The 25343-nt window shown below is 68.4% G+C and carries 21 protein-coding genes, 2 pseudogenes and 1 riboswitch; of the genes and pseudogenes, 17 read left to right on the top strand and 6 right to left on the bottom strand.

Features of this window, described 5'->3' with window-relative positions:
• Positions 1-44 precede the first annotated feature (44 nt).
• The 4 genes from C8258_RS17635 to C8258_RS17620 all read right to left on the bottom strand — a co-directional run bounded on the left by C8258_RS17635 (position 45) and on the right by C8258_RS17620 (position 3362).
• Positions 45-1049 carry a serine/threonine protein phosphatase gene (locus C8258_RS17635; RefSeq protein WP_106956099.1) on the bottom strand — a complete coding sequence of 335 codons (1005 nt, stop codon included), beginning with the start codon at positions 1047-1049 and terminating at the stop codon, positions 45-47.
• Between the two features lie 64 nt (positions 1050-1113).
• The gene (locus C8258_RS17630) at positions 1114-1620 is read right to left on the bottom strand and encodes a hypothetical protein (RefSeq protein ID WP_106956098.1); all 507 of its coding nucleotides are present in this window, start codon (positions 1618-1620) and stop codon (positions 1114-1116) included.
• An 86-nt stretch (positions 1621-1706) separates the two neighbouring features.
• Positions 1707-2135, bottom strand: coding sequence for an META domain-containing protein (locus C8258_RS17625; RefSeq protein WP_106956097.1), 429 nt, complete (start codon positions 2133-2135; stop codon positions 1707-1709).
• A 30-nt stretch (positions 2136-2165) separates the two neighbouring features.
• Positions 2166-3362, bottom strand: coding sequence for an Ig-like domain-containing protein (locus C8258_RS17620; RefSeq protein ID WP_158271273.1), 1197 nt, complete (start codon positions 3360-3362; stop codon positions 2166-2168).
• Between the two features lie 274 nt (positions 3363-3636).
• Between C8258_RS17620 and C8258_RS17615 the strand changes: the two genes are divergently transcribed.
• From C8258_RS17615 to C8258_RS17585, 7 genes and pseudogenes are all read left to right on the top strand, one after another.
• Positions 3637-4323 carry a rhomboid-like protein gene (locus tag C8258_RS17615; protein ID WP_106956096.1) on the top strand — a complete coding sequence of 229 codons (687 nt, stop codon included), beginning with the start codon at positions 3637-3639 and terminating at the stop codon, positions 4321-4323.
• Positions 4324-4414: 91 nt separating this feature from the next.
• Positions 4415-4505: riboswitch (SAM riboswitch) on the top strand.
• Positions 4499-4975, top strand: a pseudogene (locus C8258_RS17610) (GNAT family N-acetyltransferase); the annotation flags it as partial. Its footprint overlaps the riboswitch before it by 7 nt.
• A gap of 128 nt (positions 4976-5103) precedes the next feature.
• Positions 5104-5871 (top strand): annotated as a pseudogene (locus C8258_RS17605) (LLM class flavin-dependent oxidoreductase).
• A complete protein-coding gene (locus C8258_RS17600) occupies positions 5868-7475 on the top strand; it encodes an ABC transporter substrate-binding protein (RefSeq protein ID WP_106956095.1) in 1608 nt (535 codons plus the stop codon). The pseudogene C8258_RS17605 and the gene C8258_RS17600 overlap by 4 nt, the downstream one beginning before the upstream one ends.
• 5 nt (positions 7476-7480) lie before the next feature.
• Positions 7481-8437 (top strand): ABC transporter permease, encoded by a 957-nt coding sequence (locus tag C8258_RS17595; RefSeq protein ID WP_106956160.1) that lies wholly within the window; start codon positions 7481-7483, stop codon positions 8435-8437.
• On the top strand, positions 8430-9305 hold the full coding sequence (locus C8258_RS17590) for an ABC transporter permease (protein WP_106956094.1): 876 nt from the start codon (positions 8430-8432) through the stop codon (positions 9303-9305). Before C8258_RS17595 ends, C8258_RS17590 begins: the two co-directional genes overlap by 8 nt.
• Before the next feature lie 18 nt (positions 9306-9323).
• Positions 9324-10937, top strand: a complete 1614-nt coding sequence (locus C8258_RS17585; protein ID WP_106956093.1) for an ABC transporter ATP-binding protein — start codon at positions 9324-9326, stop codon at positions 10935-10937.
• Between the two features lie 9 nt (positions 10938-10946).
• Here the strand turns inward: C8258_RS17585 and C8258_RS17580 are convergent, their stop codons facing one another.
• Positions 10947-12023 carry an ABC transporter permease gene (locus C8258_RS17580; protein WP_233225154.1) on the bottom strand — a complete coding sequence of 359 codons (1077 nt, stop codon included), beginning with the start codon at positions 12021-12023 and terminating at the stop codon, positions 10947-10949.
• Positions 12024-12289: 266 nt separating this feature from the next.
• Between C8258_RS17580 and C8258_RS17575 the strand changes: the two genes are divergently transcribed.
• The 6 genes from C8258_RS17575 to C8258_RS17550 all read left to right on the top strand — a co-directional run bounded on the left by C8258_RS17575 (position 12290) and on the right by C8258_RS17550 (position 19582).
• Positions 12290-13372, top strand: a complete 1083-nt coding sequence (locus tag C8258_RS17575) for an LLM class flavin-dependent oxidoreductase (protein ID WP_106956092.1) — start codon at positions 12290-12292, stop codon at positions 13370-13372.
• A 2-nt stretch (positions 13373-13374) separates the two neighbouring features.
• Complete coding sequence (locus C8258_RS17570) at positions 13375-14739, top strand: NtaA/DmoA family FMN-dependent monooxygenase (RefSeq protein ID WP_106956091.1); 1365 nt, start codon at positions 13375-13377, stop codon at positions 14737-14739.
• Positions 14736-15869 carry an LLM class flavin-dependent oxidoreductase gene (locus C8258_RS17565; RefSeq protein ID WP_106956090.1) on the top strand — a complete coding sequence of 378 codons (1134 nt, stop codon included), beginning with the start codon at positions 14736-14738 and terminating at the stop codon, positions 15867-15869. The genes C8258_RS17570 and C8258_RS17565 overlap by 4 nt, the downstream gene beginning before the upstream one ends.
• Before the next feature lie 134 nt (positions 15870-16003).
• Entirely contained in the window at positions 16004-16867 is an 864-nt protein-coding gene (locus tag C8258_RS17560) for an alpha/beta fold hydrolase (protein ID WP_233225153.1), read from the top strand.
• A 457-nt stretch (positions 16868-17324) separates the two neighbouring features.
• Positions 17325-18305 carry a terpene synthase family protein gene (locus C8258_RS17555; RefSeq protein WP_146161256.1) on the top strand — a complete coding sequence of 327 codons (981 nt, stop codon included), beginning with the start codon at positions 17325-17327 and terminating at the stop codon, positions 18303-18305.
• A 143-nt stretch (positions 18306-18448) separates the two neighbouring features.
• Positions 18449-19582: a polyprenyl synthetase family protein gene (locus tag C8258_RS17550; protein ID WP_106956087.1), complete on the top strand. Its 1134-nt coding sequence runs from the start codon at positions 18449-18451 to the stop codon at positions 19580-19582.
• A 72-nt stretch (positions 19583-19654) separates the two neighbouring features.
• Here C8258_RS17550 and C8258_RS17545 read toward each other — a convergent pair whose 3' ends face one another.
• Positions 19655-21568: a VWA domain-containing protein gene (locus C8258_RS17545; protein WP_106956158.1), complete on the bottom strand. Its 1914-nt coding sequence runs from the start codon at positions 21566-21568 to the stop codon at positions 19655-19657.
• Positions 21569-21711: 143 nt separating this feature from the next.
• Here C8258_RS17545 and C8258_RS17540 point away from each other — a divergent pair, with 143 nt between their 5' ends.
• The 4 genes from C8258_RS17540 (at position 21712) to C8258_RS17525 (ending at position 25339) form a co-directional block, all read left to right on the top strand.
• Positions 21712-22350, top strand: a complete 639-nt coding sequence (locus C8258_RS17540; RefSeq protein WP_106956157.1) for a TetR/AcrR family transcriptional regulator — start codon at positions 21712-21714, stop codon at positions 22348-22350.
• Between the two features lie 137 nt (positions 22351-22487).
• Positions 22488-23306: an SDR family oxidoreductase gene (locus C8258_RS17535; RefSeq protein WP_106956086.1), complete on the top strand. Its 819-nt coding sequence runs from the start codon at positions 22488-22490 to the stop codon at positions 23304-23306.
• 37 nt (positions 23307-23343) lie between these two features.
• On the top strand, positions 23344-24567 hold the full coding sequence (locus C8258_RS17530) for an acyl-CoA dehydrogenase family protein (protein WP_106956085.1): 1224 nt from the start codon (positions 23344-23346) through the stop codon (positions 24565-24567).
• Position 24568: 1 nt separating this feature from the next.
• On the top strand, positions 24569-25339 hold the full coding sequence (locus C8258_RS17525) for an SDR family oxidoreductase (protein WP_106956084.1): 771 nt from the start codon (positions 24569-24571) through the stop codon (positions 25337-25339).
• Positions 25340-25343 lie beyond the last annotated feature (4 nt).

Genomic DNA, 25343 nt, shown 5'->3' with positions numbered 1-25343 from the left:
CAGCGCAGTAACGTTCGTTCGTTGCCGGGATCGGCCCATCCGCTTCAGATATCCGGGTACTGCGCGTGGAGGTCGCCGTCGAACAGTCGCCAATAGAAGGCGTTCATTTTCGCGGCGGTGGGGGCGTGCCGGGCCAAGATCGCTGCGTCCGGCGGTGGCACGTCATCCGGGATGTGCCCAGCGGCGCACCGGAGTACGTACTCGTTGCGAGCGGCCGGACCGCCGGTGGGCGGTGTCGGCACCCCGCAGGCATCGGTCACCAGCCAGTTGACCAGTCGCATGGCGGCGTAGGCGGCATCGTGAGTGACGTGCTGCTCGGCGAAGTCGTGCTCGGCGGGTGACAGGTCGAATTTCGGCGATGTTCCAAGCCCGAAGTCGGTCAGGTAGATCCGCTCCGTGTCGGTGCGCATGTTGCCGAAGTGTCCGTCCATGTGCAGCAACTCCCGATTCCGCAACAGCGTCACTCTCTCCGAGAGTTGCCGCTCGACGGTGGCCGCCTTACCCGCCGGGTCCTCTCGCAGCCAGCCGGCTATGGGGTGATGGATGTATTCGCAGAACAGCACGAGGCTGCACGGTGCGGCGGCCAGCGCTTCGAGGCGAGCCCGCACGGCCGAGCTGCCGCCCTGGGCGGCGACCACGGTGTCGATGTCGGCGTGTTCGGCTGCGACCGGCGACCGGCCGGGAAGCACCCGCCAGTGGTAGAGGATCGGAAACGATTGTGTCTCGCCGGCGCGAACGGCGTCGGTGACGATGATGTTGGCGGCCAGTTCTCGCCATGCGTTGAAACTCGGTCCGCCGATGCCGTACTGGCAGTACATCGGCAGGTCGAACAGGTTCGCTGTGGAGCCCGGATCGGCGAGCTCCCGGTCGGTCAGCGGGATCCGCTTGGCGAACACCGGCACGCTGTCGACGTCGACAAGCGCCGCGCCACCACCCACACCCACGCTGATGACTCGGCCGGCGCCGACCGACTCGGTGAGCTCTGAATCGCTGCAAGAGGCCAACAATGCCGAGATCCATTGGTGGCGTGCGGTTCTGGCGGCCGTCATCGCACGATTGTGCCACCGCCCAGGCTCGTCGGGGCGTCCGGGCGACATCCGACGCCACCGCCGGTCAGACCGTGGCTTCGGCGGTTCGACCGTGCAGCAAGGCCAGCAGTTGCTGGGTGTGGCCCGGTAGCTCCACGTCGGCCAGGCCGATGATCAGATCGCGCAGAGGCAGTGGCTGATCGACCAACACGGCGTCGTTGGAGAGCAGGCGAGTGGGAACCAGGGTGCCGAGTTCGGTGTCGCTGAGGGCCGGGCCGGAGAGGCTGCAGAGGACCTCGGCTTGCCGCTGCAGGCGGTCGCGCAGGCCGGTGCTGCCGCCGGCCAACTCGATGACACGGTCGATGGTCCAGATGTCGAGGGCAATGCGATTGTCGTAGGTGGTGTGCTCGCCCGCGGCGACGGCTGACGCGGCGGCGATGGTGGCGGCGGTGATCAGACAGACATGCCCCAGGATCTGATCAGCATTCCATTCGCCTGGTGCGAGGGCGATCGTCTGATCCGAATCGGCCACGGTGTCAGCGGCTTCCAGAAGCGTGCGGTAGGCGTCGCCCAGGGCGGTGGTGTCAAGCATCGTGTAATTATGCAGGTATTTGCCTGCATAATTCAACCGCGCTTATGCGACTGGAAGTCACCTGTGGCCGTTGGCAACTGCAGAGCTCAGCCGGCGGGTTCCGACTCGTGCAGTGTCACGGTGCGGTCGGCGGTCTTCAACGTCAACGTCGCGCCGTCGAGACTCCATGCCGGGCTTGCCTGCAGGAGCGAGGTCGCCCATTCGTCGGCGCCGGCGCGGTCGCCGGCGCAGGCCATGCGGGTGCTCGCGAGGGGGCCGGTGTGGAGGGTGTTCCCGGTCAGGGCGGCGGAGCCCATGAGGGTGTTGCAGCCGGCGGCGGCGCTGAGGCGGCCCTCGGTGAAGGTCAGGCGCAAGGGGCCGTCGCCGGGGATTCGCGGGCCCTGGACATCGGTGGAGATGTAGGTGTGGCCGACAGGGGTGGAATCCGTTGGGGTGGAATCACTTCCGGAGGAGCAGGCAACGCCCGCCACCAGGACCGCCAGGAGCGGAACGATTCGCAGGATATTCGCCGACATGTTCCGATGGTAGCGGCCGGGCGGGCCGGATCAGCTGCTCGCGTTACCGGCCTGCCATACGTTCCACGGGACCTCCCAGTCGCCGTAGGTGTCCCACACCGGCAGCGGCTGGCCACCGGAGTTGGTGATCTCCACGACGTCGCCGACGCCGAAGTGGTCGAAGAACCACTGGGCGTTGTCGGGTGAGAGGTTCACGCAGCCGTGCGACACGTTGCTGGCCCCCTGCTGTCCGACCGACCAGGGCGCCGAATGGACGAATTCGCCGTCGTTGGAGATGCGTTCGTCCAGGTCCACCTTCTCGCGGTAGTACCCGGGCTGGCCGGCGCAGACCCCGTAACTGCAGGAGTCCATGATGATCGACGGCGACTTCTCCGAAATGACGTGCGGCCCTTCGTGGGACGGGAAGCCGGGCGAGCCGAGACTCATCGGCATCTGGTTGACCTGCGCGCCGTTGTGCAGGATCGTCAGCTGTTCGGTGTTGCCGTCGGCCTGCGCGATCCAGGAGTCGTGCACCGTGTAGTCGGCGCTGTTGTTCTCGGCGCCGAACACGCCGTCGCCGAGTTCGACACCGAAGACGTCGGCTTCGATGTGGATCTTGGTGCCCGGCTGCCAGTACTGCGCGGCGCGGTAGTGCACATCCTTGTCGTCGACCCAGTACCACGCGCCCGGCTGCGGCGGGGTGACGGTGACCTTCAGATGCTTCTGCACCTCCGCCTTGTTCGCCACCGGCGCGGTGAACTGGAATACCATCGGCTGCCCCACCCCGATGCCGGTCTGGGCGACCAGATCCGGCGCGGGCACCACGTTCGCGTATGCCTTGTGACCGGCGTCGATCGTGGTGACGGTGACGGTCTTGTCGGTCGCGACCTGGGCGAGGTTGACCGCTTGGGCATCGACGCGGTAGGTGGCCCCGTAGTTCAGCGGATCCTTCGAGGTCCAGCTGTGATGGTCGGCGCCGAAATCACCGGCGACCGCTTTGCCGTCGCCGTCGGTGACGGTGACCTTGGTGAGCATGCCGTCGGCGGAGTTCACCACGAGGGGCGTCGCCGGATTGAGTGGTCCGTGACCGGCGGCGGGCACATCGATCGCCGCGGGCGCGGTGATATCGGGCCCCTTGGACGCCGGCGCCGAGGAGGTGCCGGCACCCGAGCCGCCACATCCGCCGACGAGCACGACGACCGCCGTCAGTACCGCCGACAACACCAGTAGAGATCGACGCCTGCGCACGTCCTCACCGCCTCTGTCTCGCACCCTCGCATGCACAGCGCCCACCCGGGACACAGCACCCTCCAGTCCACACCATGAATCCGGTGTCGCACCGCAGCAGAGAGTACGTGTCGTCGCCGCTCGGCGCGCGCCCGGCGTGGCCGGACCAGGCGTTTTGCCGTATTCGGGGTATTCGGCGGGGTGTGGCGCCGGCTCACCCGCCGTGGGTGAGTGCAGCGGCGGCGCGAGGGCTCACAGTGAAGCGATTTTCGATGTCCGTCGAGGAAGGTGACCGATGCCCAGGCGAGATGGCTCCCGGTGGCGGACCGCCGCGGCCGCGATCGGCGATTACATCCGGCACGCGCCCGGCACCTACATCTGGCTGGCCATCCTGCTCTTATCCACCCTCGTGGTCCGGCACCTATCCCCCGATCAGGCCGAGATTCTGCTGGGCAACCGCTCGACCAATCTGCACCACCTGCGCGAGGACCCGGTGCACGTGCTGATCTCCAGCGCCTTCTGGCTCGCCGGCGGCGGCTGGCTCGGCTATGCGGTCAGCTACAGCATCTTCCACGCCCAGGCCGAACGCTGGCTGGGGACGTTGCGCTGGCTGGCGGTGGTCGTCATCGCGCACATCGGCGCGACCTACCTCAGCGAAGGTGTGCTGTATTGGGCTGTTCATCACGGTTACGCACCCGAATCCGCGGTGAACACCCTCGACTACGGCGTGAGCTACGCCTTGGCGGGTGTGATCGCCGTGCTGGTGTATCGGATCGCGAAGCCGTGGCGGTATCTGTATCTGCTCGGGGTGGTCGTCTTCTATGCGATTCCGGTGTTCGCGAGCCGAACCTTCACCGACATAGGGCATTTCAGTGCGATGGTGCTCGGTTTGGCCTGCTATCCGCTGACCCTCGGGCGGCCGGGTGTGTGGGATCCGGAGGTGGCGGTGCGTGGGCTCGCCGGGTCGGTGCGACACCGGTAATCACACCGCCGGACGGGCGTCGCGGCAAGGATTGGATTCAGCGCGATCCAGAGTGCTGACCCCGCACCGGAATTCCCCTAGCGTGACGTTTCGCCCATCCAGAGCGATCGAGAGACCCGGCTCCACGACGTCGCAGCAACCCCCCAACTGGGTGTGGGTGCTACCGCCGGGACCGATGGAGGAACTAATGGTACGCAGCGTCTTTCACGTCGGCCAGGACGATCCGATGGCCGCGCCGCTGCTGGCGGAACTGGCCATCGAATACAGCAGCCGCTACGGCGGGAGCGTCGGTGAGGTGCACGCCGATCTGGTGAACCACCCGGCCGCCGATTTCGCGGCCCCGCACGGCGATCTGCTGGTGGTGGTCGAGGACGGCGAACCCGTCGCCGGCGGGGCGTTCCGCCGCTACGACGAGCGGGCCGCCGAACTGAAACGCATCTGGACCGCGCGCGAGCACCGCCGCCGCGGCCTGGCGACCTTCGTACTCGCCGAACTCGAGGCCGAAGCGCTGCGCCGCGGATATCGGCGGATCTTCCTGACCACGGGTCCGCGGCAACCCGAAGCGGTCGCCCTGTACCTGTCGGCGGGCTACACCCCGCTCGAACGCACTCCGTCCGTGCAGCCCGGTCTGCTCGCGCATCCGTTCGAGAAGTATCCGACGCGTGTGGCAAAAGCGCAGCGGCGCAATCGTTTCGGACGCGAGCGCACCGGTGTGTACACGCCGGTGCGGTCCGGATTCCGCTATCCGCCGGTGCGCGGCGAGGCCGGTGCCGTCCACGTATGAAATTCTTGTTGTCGACGCTGATCACCCACCAGCCCGACCCGGTGACCGGCGTACTCGAATCGCCCGCGCCGTCTGGGCCGCGTAGTGGACAGCGCCCGGCTCGCCGAGACGCTCGGCTACGACGGGTTCGCGGTCGGAGAACGCCACGAGGACCCGTTCCTGTCGTCCGCGCCGCCGGTGGTGCTGAGCCACATCGCGGCGCTGACCTCCCGGATCGCGTTGTTCACCGGCGTCACCACGCTGAGCCTGCTCGATCCGGTGCGCGCCGCCGAAGACTATGCGACGCTGGACAATCTGTCCGGCGGCCGCCTCGAACTCATCGTCGGCAAGGGCAACGGCGCGGCGCAGGCGAAACTGTTCCACGTCACCACCGCCGACCAATGGGACCGCAACCGCGAGGGCTACGAACTGTTCCGGCAGCTGTGGCGCAGCGACGACGTCACCTGGACGAAGCCCGCCGCGCGGTCGCCCGGAAATTCGGTGCGCCGGAGGTCTTCACGTCGGTGGAGGACTTCATCGAGCGCAGTTCGGCCGTCGTCGGCAGCCCGCAGCAGGTGCTCGACAAGCTGGGGCGTTATCACGCGCGGCTGGGCCACGAGGTGATCCATCTCGGCGCCGACGGCGACGGGCTCACCGACCAGCAGCACCGCGAAAGTCTCGAACTGTTCCAGGCCGAGGTGGCGCCCCAGTTGCGCCGGGCCATCACCAGCCGCCCGCTCGGCGGCGACCGCTACCGCATCGATCCACCCGGAGTCACCGAATGAAACGAATCCTTTCGCCGGCGCTCGCGCTCACCGCGACGCTGGCGATCGCCGCCTGCGCGAACACCTCCGGTGGTGGCGGCGACGCCGGTCCCCCGCAGCCGGGCGGCACCCTGCGCTACGGCCTGTCCCAGGCGCCGACCTGCTCGGATCCGGCCCAGGCCGGCACCAACCAAACCCTGTACGTGGCACGCCAGATCGTGGATTCGCTCACCGATCAGGATCCCGTGAGCGGGGAGCTCGAGCCATGGCTGGCCACCTCCTGGCAGGTGAGCCCGGACGCGAAGACATTCACCTTCCATCTGCGGCCCGACGTCACGTTCAGCGACGGCACGCCGCTGAACGTGACGTCGGTGCAGAAGAACTTCGACGCCATCGTGCACACGCTCACAGCGGCGAAAGCGCCGCTGGGAGCGAGCTATCTGGCCGGCTACGCGGGCACCACGGCGGTCGATCCGCTCACCGCCGAGGTGCGATTCGACGCGCCGAACGCCCAGTTCCTGCAGGCCTCCTCGACACCGCAGCTGGGCATTCTCGCGGACGCGACCACCGCGAAACCGGCCGAACAGCGCTGCCTCGGCGACAATATCGGCAGCGGTCCGTTCGTCTACGCCGGCTATCGCCAGGACGCGTCGGCCACGCTGGTGAAGCGCCCCGGATATCGGTGGGGTTCGGCGGTATTCGCTCATTCCGGCGAGGCGTATCTGGATCGCATCGAATTCACGGTCGTCCCCGAGGCCGGGGTGCGCACCGGTAGCCTGTCGTCGAATCAGCTCGACGCCGTCAGTGACGCGCTGCCCCAGGACATTCCACAGCTCGAGGCCGCAGGCGCCAAGGTGCAGTTCGACTCGAACCCCGGCGTTCCCTTCGGGCTGCAACCGAATGTGAGCCGCGCGCCGCTGTCGGATTCCGCCGTGCGCCAAGCCCTGTTGCACGGAATCGACCGCAAGCAGCTGGTGGATACGGTGCTGGGGCCGCAGTTCCTGCCCGCCACCGGGCCGCTGGCGTCGAAAACACCTGGCTACGTGGACCTTTCGAAGTCGATAGCCTACGACCCCGACCAGGCGCGCCGCATTCTGGATCAGGCCGGATGGGTGCCCGGCGGCGACGGGATCCGCGTGAAGGACGGGCGGCGGCTGTCGTTCGGTGTCCTGTTCGGTGCGCAGTTCGCCGCGAATCAGGCGACCTTGGAACTGGTGCAGCAGCAATTGCGCAAGATCGGGGTGGACATCCGGCTGGAGTTGACGCCCGTCGCCGACTACACCGCGCGGCAGAACTCCGGAGATTTCGACGCCACCTACTTCAACACCACCCGCGCCGACGGCGACATCCTGCGCACCACGTTCGGGCGCGGGCAGCGAAACCTCAACCAGCGCGGGCCGATTCCCGCGCTGGACCAGGCGCTCGCCGACCAGCTCTCGACCACCGATCCGGCGGCGCGGGCGGGGATCATCGGTCAGGCGCAGCGATCGGTGATCGAGAACGGACTGTGGTTGCCGACCATCGAACTATCGCAGGCGATCGGGGTGTCCGGCGCGGTGCACGATCTGAAGTTCGAGGCCTCGGCGCGGCTGCAGTTCTACGACACCTGGCTGAGCAAGCGATGACTCCGATGACCCGGTATGTGATCGTGCGGGTGCTGCAGGCGATCGGGGTGCTGTGGGCGGCGTTCACCATCTCCTTCGCCGTGTTGTTCCTGCTGCCCTCGGATCCGGTGCAGATGGCCGTCGACGCGGATCCGGGCGTACCTCCGGATCCTGCCGCCATCGCGGAACTGAGGGCCAGATACGGACTGGATCGCTCGGTGCCGGAACAGTATTGGACCGCGCTCACCCACGCCGTCCGCGGTGATCTCGGACGCTCCCTGAACACCGGGCAGTCCGTCACCGCCGCGCTGGCGCAGTCGATTCCCTCGACGCTGGCGCTGGCCGGTCTGGCGCTGCTGCTGGCGATCGTCTTCGGCACCGCGCTGGCCGTGGCCGCGTCCTATACCCGGCGGCCGTGGTTGCGGAATCTGCTGACGGCGTTGCCGCCGATCGGTGCCGCGATGCCGACGTTCTGGGTGGGACTGCTTCTGCTGCAACTGTTCTCGTTCCGGCTGCGCCTCGTGCCCGCATTCGGCGGGACCGGCTTCGGCGGCACGATCCTGCCGGCGATCACGCTGGCGGTGCCGGTCGGCGCGGTGATCGCGCAGGTGTTCTACAGCGGTCTGGCCACCACGTGGCGGCAGCCGTTCGTCGATGTGGCCTTCGCCAAGGGCGCCTCGCGGCTGTGGGTGCAGTGGCGGCATGTGCTGCGCGCGGCGGCCGGACCGGCGCTCACCGTCGCGGGACTGTGGGTCGGTACGGTGCTGGCGGGTTCCGTGGTGGTCGAAACCGTGTTCTCGCGCGGCGGCCTGGGCCGGCTCACCCAGAACGCGGTGCTGCATCAAGACATTCCGGTGGTGCAGGGCATCGTATTGATCGCCGCGCTGGCCTTCGTGGTGGTGAACCTGGCGGTGGATCTGATCTATCCACTCCTCGATCCCCGCGTCGCCGTCGCCCGGGAGAAGGTGGGCGCTCATGTCTGACACTCTGCTCATCGCCGAACCCGCGGCCGCACGGATCACGGAAGCGCGGCGCGCGCTGGCGCCGAAACGCCTTCGTGCCTCCGCCGGGCTGGCGGTGTCGGTTCTCGTGCTGATCGTGGTCCTCGGCTGGGCGGTCGCGCCCTCACTTCTCGCCGGCGACGATCCACGCGCGGGAGTGCCGGAGGAGAAATTCCGCGGCCCCAGCATGCAGCACTGGTTCGGCACCGACAACCTCGGCCGCGACCTGTACACCAGGGTGGCGCACGGGGCGGCGCTGACACTGTCGGCGACCGTCTGTGCCGTGCTGCTGGGACTGGTGATCGGGTCGGCGATCGGTCTCGTCTCGGGTACCTTGGGCGGGACCGTCGATGCCGTCGTCATGCGCGGAGTCGACGTACTGCTGGCGATTCCGGAGCTGTTGTCGGCACTGGTACTCATCACCGTGCTCGGTCTGGGCACCCGGAATGTGGCCATCGCGGTGGGAGTGGCGCTGATCGCCCGGTTCGCGCGGGTGATGCGCGCGGAAGTGCTGCGGGTGCGTCGCGCGCCCTACGTGGAGGCGGCGTTCGCGTCCGGGGTGCGCTGGCACACCGTGCTCATACGCCATATCCTGCGCACCGCGTACGCGCCGGTCGCCGCGCTGGCCGCGGTCGAATTCGGCGTTGCGGTGCTGGCGATTTCGTCGCTCAGCTTTCTCGGCTACGGTGCCGCGCCACCCACCCCGGAATGGGGTTCGCTGATCTCCGAGGGCCGCAACTACCTCGTGCTCGCCTGGTGGATGACCACCCTGCCCGGCCTGGTGATCGTCGCGGTGGTGCTCGCCGCCCAGCGCATCGGCCGCGCGATCGGGACCCCGGAGGACCGATGAGACACAGGAGGTTCGACCATGAGCAATGAGACCTTGTTGCGGGTCGACGACCTGCACGTCCGCTACAGCGGCACGTCGGCGGACGCGGTGTCCGGTGCGACGCTGGAGATCGCGCGCGGGGAGACCGTCGCGCTGGTCGGCGAATCGGGTTCGGGCAAATCCACACTCGCCCATGCCCTCATCGGCCTGCTGCCCCAGTCGGCGGAGGTGTCCGGCGGCGGAATCGTTTTCGACGGGCACCGGCTCGACACCGCGTCCGAACGCACCCTGCGCGGCCTGCGGGGTGCGCGCATCGGACTCGTCCCGCAGGACCCCGGAACATCGCTGAACCCGGTGCAGCACATCGGCGATCAGGTGGCGGAGGTGTTGCGCATCCATCGGCGGGCCGACCGTCGCACGGCGCGACTGGAGGCGGTGCGGTTGCTCACCGAGGCGGGCCTGGACCGTCCGGACGTGCGGGCACGGCAGTATCCGCAGGATCTGTCCGGCGGGCAGCGTCAGCGGGTGCTGATCGCGATCGCGCTGGCCTGCGAACCGGAACTGGTGATCGCCGACGAGCCGACGAGCGCCCTGGACGTCACCGTGCAGCGCCGCATCCTCGACCACCTCGCCGATCGCACCGCACAACTCGGCACCGCGGTGCTGCTGATCACCCACGACCTGGCGGTGGCCGCCGACCGGGCCGATCGGATCGTGGTGATGCGGCACGGCCGGATCGTCGAAACCGGAACCACCACGGCCGTTCTGACCGATCCGCAGCACGAATACACCGCCGAGCTGCTCGCCGCCGCGCCGAGCGCCGAGACACCGGTGCGCCGGGCGCGCCCGCGTGCCGAACAACCGCTGGTGGTGGCGACCGGTCTGCGCAAGAGTTTCCGGATCGCGCGGGGTGTGCGCACGGATGCGGTCGACGACGTGTCGTTGGATCTCGATCGCGGCGAGACACTCGCGCTGGTCGGCGAATCCGGCTCCGGCAAGACCACCACCGCTCGAATCCTCGCGAGGCTGTCGGCACCCGATGCGGGCAGTATCCGCTTCGACGGGCGCGATGTCTCCGGGTTGCGCGGCGCCGGACTGCGGGAGTTTCGCCGCCGCGTCCAGGTGGTGTACCAGAACCCGTACACATCGCTGAATCCCACCCTCAGCGTCGCGAAGATCCTCGGAGAACCGTTGCAGGCCTTCGGGATCGGCGATCGCAGTGAACGCCGCGCCCGGGTCGCCGAACTGCTCGAGCAGGTCGCGCTTCCCGGCGAGGTCGCGGACCGGCGCCCGGAGCGGCTGTCGGGTGGGCAGCGGCAGCGTGTCGCGATCGCGCGGGCGCTGGCACTGCGCCCGGACGTGCTGGTGCTGGACGAGCCGGTGTCGGCACTCGACGTCGGGGTGCAGGCGCAGATCCTGGCGCTGCTGGAGCGACTGCAGTCCGAGCTGGAGCTGAGCTATCTGTTCATCTCCCACGATCTGGCCGTGGTGCGCCGCATCAGCGATCGCGTCGCGGTGATGCGGCAGGGGCGGATCGTCGAAACAGCGACCACTGCAACGCTTTTCGACAACCCGAGGCACGAATACACGCGCGAGTTGCTCGCCGCGGTGCCGGGCGGGTTCGCGCGGCCGGTGATCGAACGGTCCGCCTGAGGTCGCGGACTATTCGTCGGAATCGGCCGGGTCGGGCTCGCCCGCGCCGGCCTGCCGGCCCCGCCACACCCAGAACACTGTGGAGGCGACCAGCGCCCACCCGGCGAGCACCAGATACGGGAATATGTGCTGGTGGCCAGAGAAATACACCGCGGTGTGCTGGGCGTTGACCGAGGCGCCCGGCGGTAGCCAGCGGCCGATCGCGCCGAGGACCGACGGCAGCAGCGGCCACGACACCGCGCCGCCGGAGGACGGATTGCCCAACAGCACCATCACACCCCAGGTCGGGATCATCGCCCAGCGTCCGAACAGCGCGCTGAACATCGAGAAGATCATGCCCGAGGTGAACATCGTGAACGCCAGAATTCCCCACGACTGCGGGAACGGCAGCGTCAGCGCGCCCAGCCACCAATCCACCACGGCGGCGATCGCGAACCCGCCCAGCAGGGCGTAGGCGACGGTGAACGCGATCCGCTGCACCGCGCTCAACGCACCGGCGTGCACACCGAGCTGGATGGCGCCGACGAAGCCGATGATCACCGCCGCCAGCGTGATGTAGAAGATCGCCAATCCGCGTGGATCGCCGGGCTGCAGCGGATTGATATCGGTCACCGCGATCGGTATCCGGGTCTGGCGGCTCGCCTCGGCGGCCGCGGTGACGACCACCTGGGCCACCGACGATCCGGACGCACCCGAAATATCGACGGGGATCCGCTCTGCGGAACGCACATCGAGGATGGCGAACACCCGCTGCGATTCGACGGCCCCGCGCGCCTCCGCTGGAGTGTCGTAGTGCAGCGGATGCAGGGAGCCGTTCAGAGCCTGATCCATGGTGTCGAGGAAGCGCTGGTCGGGCGCCGGCACCGCGGTGCCCGCATCGACCACCGCGACGGGGATCCGGTGCGGTGTCGGATTGGCGAGGATATAGGTGTAGGAGCCGGCGAACAGTCCGGCCGCGATCGCCAGAATGAACACCAGCACCGTCGCCGGCAGATACGGCGAGTGCCGGAATCGGTGCAGGCGGCCCCGCCATCCGGTCGGGGCCACCGGCACCGCGACCGGGGTGTTCCGCTCGCTATCGGACATGCCGCCACCATAGGAGCCCGCGGCCCCGGAATTCCGGAGGCGAGCAGGACCGGCGGCCCGCAACCTCCGAGCCGTCCTCGCCGTCGCGGCTGCCCGCCGATACCGCCCGCCGCAAGAATAGAATTCACCGCGATCGAGAGTGCTGACGCCGCAGGCGATTTCTCATAGTTTGAGCTTCTGCCCATCCGGCGTTCGCGGGACATCTCCGCTTCCTGCGAACCGCGATTCGGCGGTGTCTCTCCTGTCGATCGAAAGGACGCCTTCGCATGTCGTCGTTCCCGCCTCTGCTCGGGGTGGAATTGTCCGGCACGGGTACCCATCCGGCGTCGTGGCGGCGGGCCGACTCCCGCGCCGAAGAGCTGTTCACACCCGGCTACTGGCTCGACGCGATCACCGCCGCCGACCGGGCCGGACTCGACTTCGTCTTCCTGCCGGACTCCTTCGGTGTGGACGCGCATGGTTACGGCCCGCTCGACGCGATCGCGCTCGCCGCCCGCGCCGCCGCCTCCACCCGGAGCATCGGGCTGATCCCGCAGGCGACGGTCACCCACACCGAACCGTTCCACGTGTCCAAGGCGATCGCCGCCCTCGACTACGCCACCTACGGCCGGGCCGGTTGGGAGGTCGGGGTCTCCGCAGAGCCCGAGCAGACGGCGCTGTTCGGCCGCAAACAGCCACAGGACGACGCCTCGCTGTGGCGCGAGGCCGACGAGGCGATCGAGGTGGTGACCCGGCTGTGGGACAGCTGGGAGGACGACGCCGAGATCCGCGATCTCGCGACCGGCCGCTTCATCGACCGCGACCGATTGCACTACATCGATTTCGAGGGCGAGAACTTCTCGGTCAAGGGTCCTTCGATCACGCCTCGGCCGCCGCAGGGGCAGCCGCCGATCGCGGTGCGCGCCGAGTCGCCCGCGAGCACCCGCCTCGCGGTCCATCGCGCCGATCTGATCCGGGTCGGCGCCGCCGACCTCGACGAAGCCGCCGCCCTGCGCACCCGGCTGCGCTCCGCGGTCGCCGCGGCCGGGCGGTCCCCCGACGAGGTGCGGATCCTGCTCGACGTCGAAGTGCATCTGGCCGCCACCGAGGACCGGGCACACGCCGAACTCGACCAACTGGACGACTGGGGTCCGCCGGCCCCGCCCGCGACCGTGCGCCATCTCGGCACCGCCGACGGACTGCGCGCGCTGCTCGACCGGACCCAGCGCGAGTGCGCCGCCGACGGTCTGGTGTTGCGGCCCCTGGCGGTGCCCGCGTTCACCGCTGCGCTCGACCGGCCGGCACGCAGCCTGCGCGGCCGCATCGGCTTGACGCGGCCCGACAACCGCTACGCACTCGCCCGAGGATGAGGATGCCGAAACAACAGGTACGCAAGCAGATTCATCTGGCCGCGCACTTCCCGGGGGTGAACAACACCACGGTCTGGAGCGTGCCGGAATCGGGCAGCCAGATCGAGTTCGACTCCTTCGTCCACCTGGCGCGCACCGCCGAGCGCGGATTGTTCGACTTCTTCTTCCTCGCCGAGGGGCTGCGCCTGCGCGAACACCGCGGCCGGATCTTCGACCTCGACGTGGTCGGTCGTCCCGACACCTTCACCGTGCTCGACGCGCTCGCCGGGGTCACGTCCCATCTCGGCTTGGCCGGCACGATCAACACCACATTCAACGAACCCTTCGAACTCGCACGGCAATTCGCCAGCCTGGACCACCTGTCGGGTGGGCGTGCCGCCTGGAACGCCGTCACCTCGTCCGACGCGTTCACCGGTGAGAATTTCCGGCGTGGTGGCTATCTCGACCACTCGCAGCGCTACGTGCGCGCGGCGGAAGTGGTCGACGCGACCCGCGCGATCTGGGACAGTCGCGCCGGCGGGGCGCCGGTCGTCGACCGCGAACGCGGCGTGTTCGGCGGCCCGGCGCCCCGATTCAGGTATCGCGGAACGCAATTCGATATCGAGGGCGTCTACGGATTACCGGCGAGCCCGCAGGGATATCCGGTGCAGATCCAGGCCGGTGATTCCGAGGAGGGGCGGGAATTCGCCGCCGCGAAGGCCGATGCGATCTTCAGCCGCCACGGCGAACTCGAGGACGGGCGCCAGTTCTATACCGACATCAAAACCCGGCTCGCGAAGTACGGCCGCCGGCGCGACGATCTGAAGATCCTGCCCGCCGCGACATTCGTGCTCGGTGACAGCGACGCCGACGCGCAGGAGCGGGCGCGGGAGATCCGGTTGCAGCAGGTCGGACCGCAGACCGCGATCGCCTTCCTCGAACAGGTCTGGGGCCGTGACCTTTCCGGCTACGACCCCGACGGCCCGCTACCGGAGATCGATCCGGTCGACAACGCGAACATCACCCGTGGACGCGTCCGGCACGCCAAGGACCCGCGCGCGATCGCCGAGGCCTGGCGCGCCAAGGCGGAGGCCGAGAAGCTGAGCATCCGGGAACTGATCATCGAGGTGACCGCGCGCCAGCAGTTCGTCGGCACGCCCGCTCAGGTCGCCGCGGAGATCGATCGGTACGTCCAGTCCGACGCCGCCGACGGCTTCGTGCTCGTCCCCCATCTCACGCCCGCGGGACTCGACGAATTCGTGGACAAGGTCGTTCCCGAGCTCCAGGACCTGGGCAGTTTCCGAACCGAATACACCGGTGTGACCCTGCGCGAACATCTGGGGCTGCGCCATCCGCATCGCGGCAGCGAAGGAGTGCGAGCGTCATGACCGTGCCGTTGTCGATTCTGGATCTCTCCCCCATCAGTGCCGGGTCCACACCACGGCAGGCGCTGCGCAACACCGTCGATTTGGCCCGCCACGCCGAGTCGTGGGGTTACCGCCGATTCTGGGTCGCCGAACACCATTTCGTCGCGGTGGCCTCCTCCGCACCGACCACGCTCATCGCGTTGATCGCGGCCGCCACCGACACCATCCGGGTCGGTTCGGCCGCCGTGCAGGTCGGCCACCACACCTCCGCGGCGGTGGTCGAGGCGTTCGGCACCATCGACGCGCTGTATCCGGGACGGCTGGATCTGGGCCTGGGGCGCTCGGCACATCGGATCGCCGAGGTGCGCTCGGCGGGGGTGAAACCGGTGCCCGCGCCCGACCGTCCGACCCGGGTACGCGACGGTGTGGTGATCCCGCCGCCGTTCAGTTCCGGACGGCTGCTCGATACCGCCCGGCTGGCGGCGAGTTTCGAGGCGCTGCAACTGCCCGGGACCCAGCCGCTGGACTACGGCCGTCAGGTCCGCGAGATCCGCGACCTGCTGACCGGGAACTACCGCAGCTCGGAAGGTATTGCCCTGCATGCTGTTCCGGGTGAGGGCGCCGAGGTTCAGCTGTGGCTGTTCGGTAGTTCCGGCGGTGAGAGCGCTCAGCTCGCGGGCCGGCTCGGACTGCCGTTCGCGGCCAACTATCACGTCTCCCCCGGCACGATCGTGGAGACGGTGGAGGCGTATCGCGCCGCCTTCCGGCCGTCGGCGGTTCTCGACCGGCCGTATCTGGTGGTGTCGGCGGATGTGGTCGTGGCCGACGACGACGCGACCGCCGCCCACCTGGCCTCGACCTACGGCCATTGGGTCTACAGCATCCGCAGCGGCGCCGGCGCCGCCGAATACCTCGACCCCGACACCGCGCCCGCGCTGACCGAACAGCAACAGCGCCTGGTGCACGATCGCGTCACCACCCAGTTCGTGGGCGCCCCGGGGTCGGTGGCCGAACGGCTCTCCGCGCTGCAGCAGTTGACCGGCGCCGACGAACTCGTCGTCACCAGCGTCACCTACGGGCACGAGGACCGGCTGCGCTCACACGAACTGCTCGCCGCCGAATGGGGATTACCGCAGAGCCGCGCCGCCTAGGATCTACTCGCGGCGAGAACCTGACGCCGCCGACAGACCCAGCGCGGCGACGAACGCCAGACCCTACTGCGCGACCGATGAGTTTCGGCCGTGGAAGGGGTCTCCTCAGCAAACGCAAACGCAGAGGAGTCGCCGTGCCCCTTCATGGTCAACGCTCGCCCGAACACCTCGTCACCGTCGGTGACGCCGACCTGTGTGTGACCACCTTCGGAGACCGCCGGCGGACTCCGGTGGTGCTGCCGTCCACGTCGGGACTCTTCTGGGAAGACGAGTTCTGCGATCGGTTGGCCGGGGCCGGCCGGTTCGTGCTTCGCTACGACATTCGCGACACCGGCCGGTCGACTGCCTATCCGACCGGCTCGCCGGGATACGACCTCCGGGACCTGGTCTCCGACATCGTCGGACTGATGGACGTCTTCGGACTGCCGCGTGCCCACCTGGCGGGCTTCTCCGTGGCCGGATGGATCTGTCAGCTCGCCGCGCTCGATCACGGCGACCGTGTGTCGGCCCTGACCCTGATCAATACCCGGCCGACCGCGCCCGGCCCGGCGGATCCGGATCTGCCGGAACATTCCGACCGGATCATGGGCTTCTTCGCCGCGACACCCGCTCCGGACTGGTCCGACCGAGCCGCGGTGATCGACTATCGCGTCGAACAAGCCCGGACATTCTCCGGCGCACACGGATTCGACGAACAGCAGGCACGGCGCCAGGCGAAGCACACGGTCGACCGCACCACCGACATGGGCTCGAGCGTGCTCAATCTGGCGTTCGTCGAGGCGGGCGAGCGCTGGCGGGAGCGGCTGGGCGAGATCACCGTGCCGACCCTCGTCGTCCACGGCACCGACGACCCGTTCTTCCCGTACGGCAATGGGCAGGCCATGGCTCGTGAGATCCCGGGCGCCGAACTGCTCCCGCTGCCGGGTATCGGGCATGAACTTCCAGCCTCGACCTGGGACCCGCTGCTGGCCGGCATGCTGGCACTCCAGGACGCATGAAATGGACTCGTGAGTCCGCGCCCGCATCGAGCGGCTGTTGCCGGCGGCAGGCGCTTCCTGGTTGCCATGATCGTGCTGACGTGGTGGCCGCGGCGGATCGCCGCTGAGCCCTGCGACATGCGACGGCCTACAGGCCGGAGCTGCCCTACCTGCCCGCTGCCTACTCGCCACAGCCGCCCGACGGGCCGATCTCGGCCGCGGGCACCGATGGCATTCCGCGCCGCCTGCGGCGATCGCCCGACGAATGCTCCCGTAACGGATGTCGCCCCGCCATGGATATCCGACGGTGCGGCGCCTGCGCGGTCGAATCGGTAGCTCCACCACCGGCAGGAGCGATATCGATCCGAATCCGTTGTGGCACTTCGTCTTGTCGTCACATCGGTTCGACCCGATATCGCAAACCGAATGCCCGGATTGCCGCCTTCACGTTAAACTGCTTGCGAGATAGGCGGTTTCGATGCATGTAACTGAGTTCTTCATGCCGTTCGATTCGGAGGGGGCCAATCCCGCCGAATCGGAGGCCGAGCAGGTCATGTGGGCCTGGCTCGAACGATGTGATCTGGTTCCCTCGGAGCCGACTCGCCGGCGCATGCGCCGGACCCGGCCGGCTCGTATGTACGCGCTGTGGTGCCCGTATGCCGGGGTGGACGCGCTGGGATTGCTGAGCCGTTTCACCGCGTGGGCTTTCATCGTCGACGATCAGTTCGACATCGAAATTCCCGACCCGGCACGGACCTTGGCGACCATCACCGAACTGGAGGAGGTGTTCGAAGACGGTGCGCACCCGCGCGGGGTGCTCGCGGTGGCCTTCGCCGAACTCTGGCGCGAACTGTGCGCTGGACGTTCCCGCCACTGGCGCCATGCCGTGCGCACCGAACTCTCGGCGTGGCTGTGGACCTACTACACCGAGAGCATCGGGCGGCTCACCGATCGCTATCCCGATCTGGACGACTATCGGGCCCACCGGCGCGATTCCGTGGCACTGTACGTATTTCTCGATATCAGCGAGATCGCGGAGGGCGTCGACCTCTGCGCGGCAGCGCGCGCCCTGCCGGCGTTGCATGCGATACGGGAGGCGTCGGTCGAACATATGGGACTGTTCAACGACATCCTGTCCATCGACTCCGACGAGGCCTCGGAGTACCTGTACAACTCGGTGCTGCTGGCCGAACGGCAGCAGGGCCTCGACCGGAAACAGGCGGTGGAGGTGGTCGACCGGATGCTCACCGGATGTGTGCGCCGGATGCTGACGGGCATCGACGCGCTGCCCGCCGAACTCGACGCGGCGGGCCTGTCCGGCCACGAGCGCGCCGATATCCTCAGTACCGCAACCTGTTACACCCGTTATGTGCGAGCCAACTTCGACTACCACTATCAGGCCGCGCGCTACACCAGTGCGCCGCGCGAGGCACTCGAGCACGGCGCACCCCTGACCTGACGGCGAACCCGCGGGCGTTGCGCAAACGCAACCCGGGCCACCGCCCGGCCCACGGGTTCCGGTGCGACGATGAATACTTCACGCACCGCCGACCGCGACGCGGAGCGGGCGCGGCGGCTGTGCCCTAGCGAGCGGGGCCGGTAATGCGATTATCCAAACCCACCACCTGTCCTCCGGAACAACGTCTTCCGGCAGCGGACCGCAAGGACTGCGCGCTCCCCCGCGAACCCGGGCGCCGCCCCCGCGCCACCAGCGATGCCACACCGGGTACGCGCTCTGCGGGGGCCTTGCTCGCCGATGCCCACACGGCGATCGCACCGGTCCTGCGGGCCGCTGTCGCGACGCTCGGTCACCCCCTGGACCGGATGGCCGGTTACCACTTCGGCTGGTGCGACGCCGAGGGCAATCCGCGCACCGGTGCGCACGGCAAGGGTCTGCGCCCGGCATTGACCCTGGCCGCCGCGGCCGCCTGCGGCGCACCGGTCGCCGATGCCGTCCACGCCGGTGCCGCGGTCGAACTGCTGCACAACTTCTCCCTCGTGCACGACGATGTGATGGACGCCGACCCGTTGCGCCACGGCCGGCCCACGGTCTGGCGGGTGTGGGGCACCACCAATGCCACGCTGCTCGGAGATGCGTTGCAGGCGTTGGCGTTCGCCGTGCTCTCCGACGGTGGAGTTCCGGAAGAGACCGGCGCCGCCGCGGTGATCCGGCTGGCCCGCACCGCCGCGACGCTGTGCCACGGCCAATACCAGGACTGTGATTTCGAGACCCGCCCGGATGTGAGCGTCGAGGACTATCTGTCCATGGCGGCGGGCAAAACCGCTGTGCTGCTGGGCTGTTCGTGCGCCCTGGGCGCGTTGTGCGCGGGTGCGGATTCGCGGACGGTGGCCGCGTTCAACACCTTCGGCCGCAATCTGGGGCTCGCGTTCCAGCTGGTCGACGACGCCATCGACATCTGGGGCGATCCGGCGGTGACCGGTAAACCCGCGCTCAGCGACCTCGCCGCACGGAAGCGGTCGTTTCCGGTGGTGTGCGCACTGGCCTCCGATACCGACGCGGGCCGCGAATTGGCCCGCCTGTACCGCGAGCCACGGCCGATGACGACGGCCGACGTAGCGCGCGCGGCGGAACTGGTCGCTGCCGCCGGTGGCCGGGAACTCACCCGCGATTACGCCGACCGGGCGTTGCGTTCCGCACTGGCCGGGCTGCCGTCAGGTGTCGCCCGGGGTGATCTCGAAACCCTGGCACATGTGGTGGTCCGGCGAAACAGGTGAGCCGGTCCGTGATCACTCGCAAGCGATCACGGACCGGCCCTCGACTTCCGGCGGTTCCTCGGTAGCGGTGCCCTAGGGGCGCGAGTTCTTGCGGCGGCTCCGTATCACCACCAACGCGCCGAGAAGCAGTCCGAGGAGGACGACACCGGCGATGACGGCGACGAGGACCGTCGGCGAAACCCCGTCGCCGGATTCCGAGGCGGCCGATGCCGGCGATCGGCCGCCGCTGTTCGCCGAGGACGAGGCGTCCGGTGACTTCGTCGCATGCTCACCGAATATGCCCTCTGCCGTGGCGGATTCGTAATGCGGACCGGGTTCGGGAGCCCCGCCGACCGTCACATCCAGGCGAATCGGGACCGGCGCACCGAGTCCTTCGACATTCGAGGCGCTGACGGAGACGGCGATGTAGTACCAACCGGCCACACTCTGTTCGGTGCTCTTGCCGGGCCCGGCCGTGCGATTGCTGTAGCGCACCGGCAGCGTGGCCAGCGGATCGCCGGCCGGCATCGTCGCGGATTCTCCGTTGTAGCTGGCGAAGTCGTGATCGATCTCGGTGCGAATCGGCGAGTACAGCGTGGTCGTGACCCGTGACAGCCCGTCGAGTCCATGCTTGTCGGAATCCAGGAAATTCACCCGGTAGGCGAGACCCTGCCCCCATCCGAGCGGTACCCGATAGAACACCGACTCGCCACGCTGCAGGGTGTCGGAATAGCTGCCGGAACCTTCCAATGTGGTTGCGGCATTGAACGATCCACCTCCCGTCACCGCGACGGTACTGCCGGCCGGTGGCGTGAATGCCGTCGGTGTGGTCGACGCGGGCGGGCCGGGGTCGCCGGCCGCGGGCTCGATTCCGAACAGCAACTCCATCGGCATCTGCTGCGGCATGTTGTCGGCGACGCCGTGCCATTCGGGTGCGAAGTAGTAGCGACCGCCGCCGCGGCACGCGTTCGCGGCGTTGTCGGACCCGGAATCGGTCTTCGTCGCGCCGTCCCACGCCTTGGTGACGGTCAGGGCCACACCGTCACTGGTGTTCACGACCTGCTCGAACCCGAAGACGTTGCAGTCCTTGCCGTCCTCGCCGTAGACCCGCAGGTACAACACGCTGTTGTCGTTGCCGGACTGTTTCTGCCGCACATGCGGGAAGGCAACCGTCGCACTGAAGTACGCCATCGCCCCCTGCGGCACGTCCAGGGCGTAGTACTTCGTCTCGTGCTGGGCGATCGTGTCCAGATATTGACCCGGCGCCGCGACCGGCGCGTCTCGATAGGCCGCGGCGCCGGAAATCGGTGCGCCGATCGGCGTATAGGTGCGCAACGCCGCCTGGCTCACCCTGGGCAGAACGCGTTCGAGCGAGGTGCCGTCGGCGGCGTCGGTGTACGTACCGCCGGTCTGCTGCGCGATGCACGTGAGCTGTTTGCGCGCGGGCCCGTCCACACCGAATCCGATGGCGTGCACCACGATCCTGGCGCCCTGGCGCTCGAGTTCCCGGGCGACCTCACAGGGATCCGGTGGTGCGCAGGTGTCTTCGCCGTCGGAGACGAGGACGATCGAGCGCGGGCCCTCCTTCGGAAGCGCCTCGGCCGCCGCCCGCAGCGCGGCGCCGATCGGCGTGTATCCGCTGGCCTCGATACCGTCGACGGCGGTGTTCACGGCGGCTCTGTCGATGATGTCGGCGCCGCGCAGCGTGCGCACATCCGCACATCCGGCGGTCTTCTCCGCATCCGAGGATCCGGTTCCGGTCCCGTACACCGTCAGTCCCACTCTCGACCGCGGTGGGGCCGCGGCGACGAAACTGTGTACAGCGGCCTTGGCCGCATCCAGTTTCGTACCGCCGCCCGGATCCGGGGCCCGCATGGATCCCGAAGCGTCCAGCACCAGCATGGTGGGCGCGTACTCGGGTTGCTGCTGCGCGTGCACCGGCACCGCGGTGAGCACAACCGCTGCCGCTGCCGCCCCGAGCGTCAGCAGCTTCCTCAATCTCGACATACTCTCCACTCCGATGACTTCCAAGATCAACAGACCCTAATACGACAAATCCGGCTGCCTGCTACCGAATCGGCCGCGTCGGCTATAACTGCTGCATGGGAAAGTTCGGCGAGGATGGTCGCAGTACGGACACGGCGCCGTCGATGGCCCGAACTTCCCTGCTGCGGGAATTGCCCACCACCGAACGCGGGCTGCGCACCCGCTCGGCGCTGATCGCCGCCGCCCGCCGGGTCTTCGAGACCAGTGGCTATCTCGACACCCGGCTGGTCGACATCACGACCGCGGCCCATTGCTCCTCCGGCACGTTCTACACCTATTTCTCCAGCAAGGAGGAGATCTTCGCGGCCGTCCTGGAGATCGCCCAGGAGGACATGTTGCATCCGGGGATGCCGCATGTGCCCGAGGCCGACGATCCGGCCGCGGTCGTCGCCGCGAGCAACCGCGCCTATTTCGAGGCCTATCAACGCAACGCCAAACTGATGGGCCTGCTGGAACAGGTCGCCAATATCGACCCCGAATTCCGAGTGCTGCGCCAGCGCCGCGCCGAGGCGTTCATCGACCGCAACGCGCGCAGTATCGAATCGCTGCAACACCGGGGACTGGCCGATCCGGAGCTGGATCCCCTCCTCGCCTCGCGCGCCCTCTCCGGGATGGTGAGCCGTCTGGCCTTCGGGCATTTCGTGGGCGGCGACGATACCGGCCGTCCGGTCGACCTGGACGAGCTGACCTACACCGCGACGCGGTTGTGGGTCAACGCGCTGCGCATCCCGGCCAAGTCCTGACTCGCCGTTTCGCCTTTCGGCACGGCGCAGACCTGCTACAACAGCGGAGTGCGGCGTCCGCGCACACCCGCAATTGAACTTGACGTCGACCTCAACTACGGTGGGGTGACATCACGGACAGGGACAGGGGTACGGCAGTGCAGGTTGCGCAGAAGGTGGCCATCGTGACCGGCGGCGGAGGCGGTATCGGTGGTGCGCTCGCCGCCCGCCTCGCCGCCGCGGGCGCGCGAGTCGTCGTCGCCGATCTCGACGAGGCCGCCGCGAAGAGCGTCGCCGACGCGGTGGCGGCCGAGCATCCCGGCGCCTGCGTGAGCGCGGGTGCCGACGTCAGCGATCCGGAGGCGATCGCAAGCCTGATCGCGCTGGCGGAGAAGACGTTCGGCCCGGTCGACCTGTATTTCGCGAACGCCGGCATCGCCGGTGCGGTCGGGCTCGAGGTCGCCGAGGCCGACTGGGACCGCTCCTTCGACGTCAACGTGCGCGCGCATATCCGCGCCGCCACTCAACTCGTGCCCCAGTGGCTCGAGCGCGGCGAGGGATATTTCGTCAGCACCGCCTCGGCGGCCGGACTGCTCACCCAGATCGGGTCGGCCACCTACTCGGTGACCAAGCACGCCGCCGTCGGTTTCGCCGAATGGTTGTCGGTCACCTACGGCGACAAGGGAATTCGAGTCAGCTGCCTGTGCCCCATGGGGGTCGATACGCCCCTGCTGTACGCCGGCCGCGAGTCCGGCGACCGGCTCGGCGCGGCCTCGACCCGGGCGGTGACCGCCGCGGGCGAGGTCCTCGAACCCGCGCAGGTCGCCGACGCGGTGCTGGCCGCGATCGACACCGAGCAGTTCCTGATCCTGCCGCATCCGAGCGTGCTCGAGATGTACCGGCGCAAGGGATCCGACTACGACCGCTGGCTGGCCGGCATGCGCCGCTACCAGCACACTCTGCTCGACGAGAACTGAAGCTGGCCACCAGATTTCACAACGATCAGGAGATCACATGTCGATGTTCGACATCTCCGAGCGGGCCGAGAAGTATCGCGCCCAGCTGCTGGAGTTCATGGATTCACACGTCTACCCCGCCGAGGCCGTCTACGACGAGCAGATGCGCGCCGCCGGTGATCCGCACTTCCAGCCGCCGATCCTCGAAGAACTGAAGGCCGAGGCGCAGCGGCGCGGTCTGTGGAATCTGTTCCACCCCTACGCGGAATGGGGTCCGGGCCTGACCAACCTCGAGTACGCACCGCTGGCCGAGATCATGGGCCGCAGCCACCTGGCGCCGGAGGCGTGCAACTGCAATGCGCCGGATACCGGAAATATGGAGGTCTTCACGCTCTTCGGCACCGACGAGCACAAGGAAAAGTACCTGAAGCCGTTGCTGGCCGGCACGATCCGCTCGGCGTTCGCGATGACCGAACCCGCGGTCGCCAGTTCCGACGCCACCAATGTGGAACTGTCGATGGTGCGCGACGGCGACGAGTACGTCCTCAACGGCCGCAAGTGGTTCGCCTCCAACGCGCTGCATCCGAACTGCACCGTGCTGATCGTGATGGGCAAGACCGATCCCGGCGCCGCGCCGCACCGCCAGCAGTCGATGATGGTGGTCCCCATCGACGCGCCCGGTGTGACCGTGCTGCGCGGCCTGCCGGTCTTCGGCTATCAGGACCGCGAAGGGCATGCCGAAATCGATTTCGAGAATGTCCGGGTTCCGCTGAAAGACGTGCTGAAAGGCGAGGGCGAAGGCTTCGCGATCAGCCAGGCCCGGCTCGGACCCGGCCGCATCCACCACTGCATGCGGGCCATCGGAATGGCCGAGCGCGCACTGGAACTGATGTGCCGGCGAGCGAGCACCCGCATCACCTTCGGCAAGCCGATCGCCGCCAACGCCAATATCCAGGACTGGATCGCCGAGGCGCGCATCGATATCGAGATGATCCGGCTGCTGACCCTGAAGGCGGCCTATCTGATGGACACCGTCGGCAACAAGGAGGCGCGCACCGAGATCGCCGCGATCAAGGTGGCCGCGCCCAATATCGCGCTGAAGATCGTCGACCGGGCCATCCAGGTCCACGGCGGCGCCGGTGTCACCGACGACTTCCCGCTCGCCATGGCCTGGGCGCACCTGCGCACGCTGCGGCTGGCCGACGGGCCCGACGAGGTGCACAAGCGCACGCTGGCCCGGCAGGAACTGCGCAAGTATCGAGATGTGAAGGCGGACAACTGATATGGCGAATGCGGATCTGACCGGCCGCACCGCGATCGTCACCGGCGCCTCGCGCGGTATCGGCCTCGCGACCGCGCAGGCTCTCGCCGCGGCCGGGGCCAATGTGGTCCTGACCTCGCGGGATCAGGAATCGGCCGACGCCGCGGCCGCGCAGGTACTGGGCAGCGCGCTCGGTATCGCCGCGCACGCCGTCGACGAGGATGCCGCACGCGCCTGCATCGACCGCACCCTCGAGCGGTTCGGCAGCGTCGACATCCTGGTCAACAACGCCGGCACGAATCCGGCGTTCGGCCCGGTGATCGATCAGGACCACGGCCGGTTCGCCAAGATCTTCGACGTCAACCTGTGGGCCCCGATCCTGTGGACCTCGCTGGCGACCAAGGCGTGGATGGGTGAACACGGCGGCGCGGTCGTGAACACCGCCTCGATCGGCGGTATGGGTTTCGAGGCGAATCTCGGCCTCTACAACGCCTCCAAGGCGGCGCTCATCCACCTCACCAAACAGATGGCGCTGGAGCTGTCCCCACGGGTGCGGGTCAATGCCGTCGCGCCCGGCGTGGTGCGGACCAAGCTCGCCGAGGCGCTGTGGCGTGAACACGAGAATCTGGTGGCGGAGGCGACCGCCCTGGACCGGATCGGCGAACCCGACGATATCGGGTCGGCCATCGCATTCCTGGTATCCGACGCGGCGCACTGGATCACCGGCGAGGTGATGGTCATCGACGGTGGGCAGCGACTCGGCCACCCGGCGGCATTCCGGACGGCACCGTGACGCC

It is taken from the genome of Nocardia sp. MDA0666 (assembly GCF_003023875.1).
Taxonomy (GTDB): domain Bacteria; phylum Actinomycetota; class Actinomycetes; order Mycobacteriales; family Mycobacteriaceae; genus Nocardia; species Nocardia aobensis.
The sequence above is the reverse complement of the archived record's forward strand: the minus strand, read 5'-3'. Positions and strand labels throughout refer to the sequence as shown.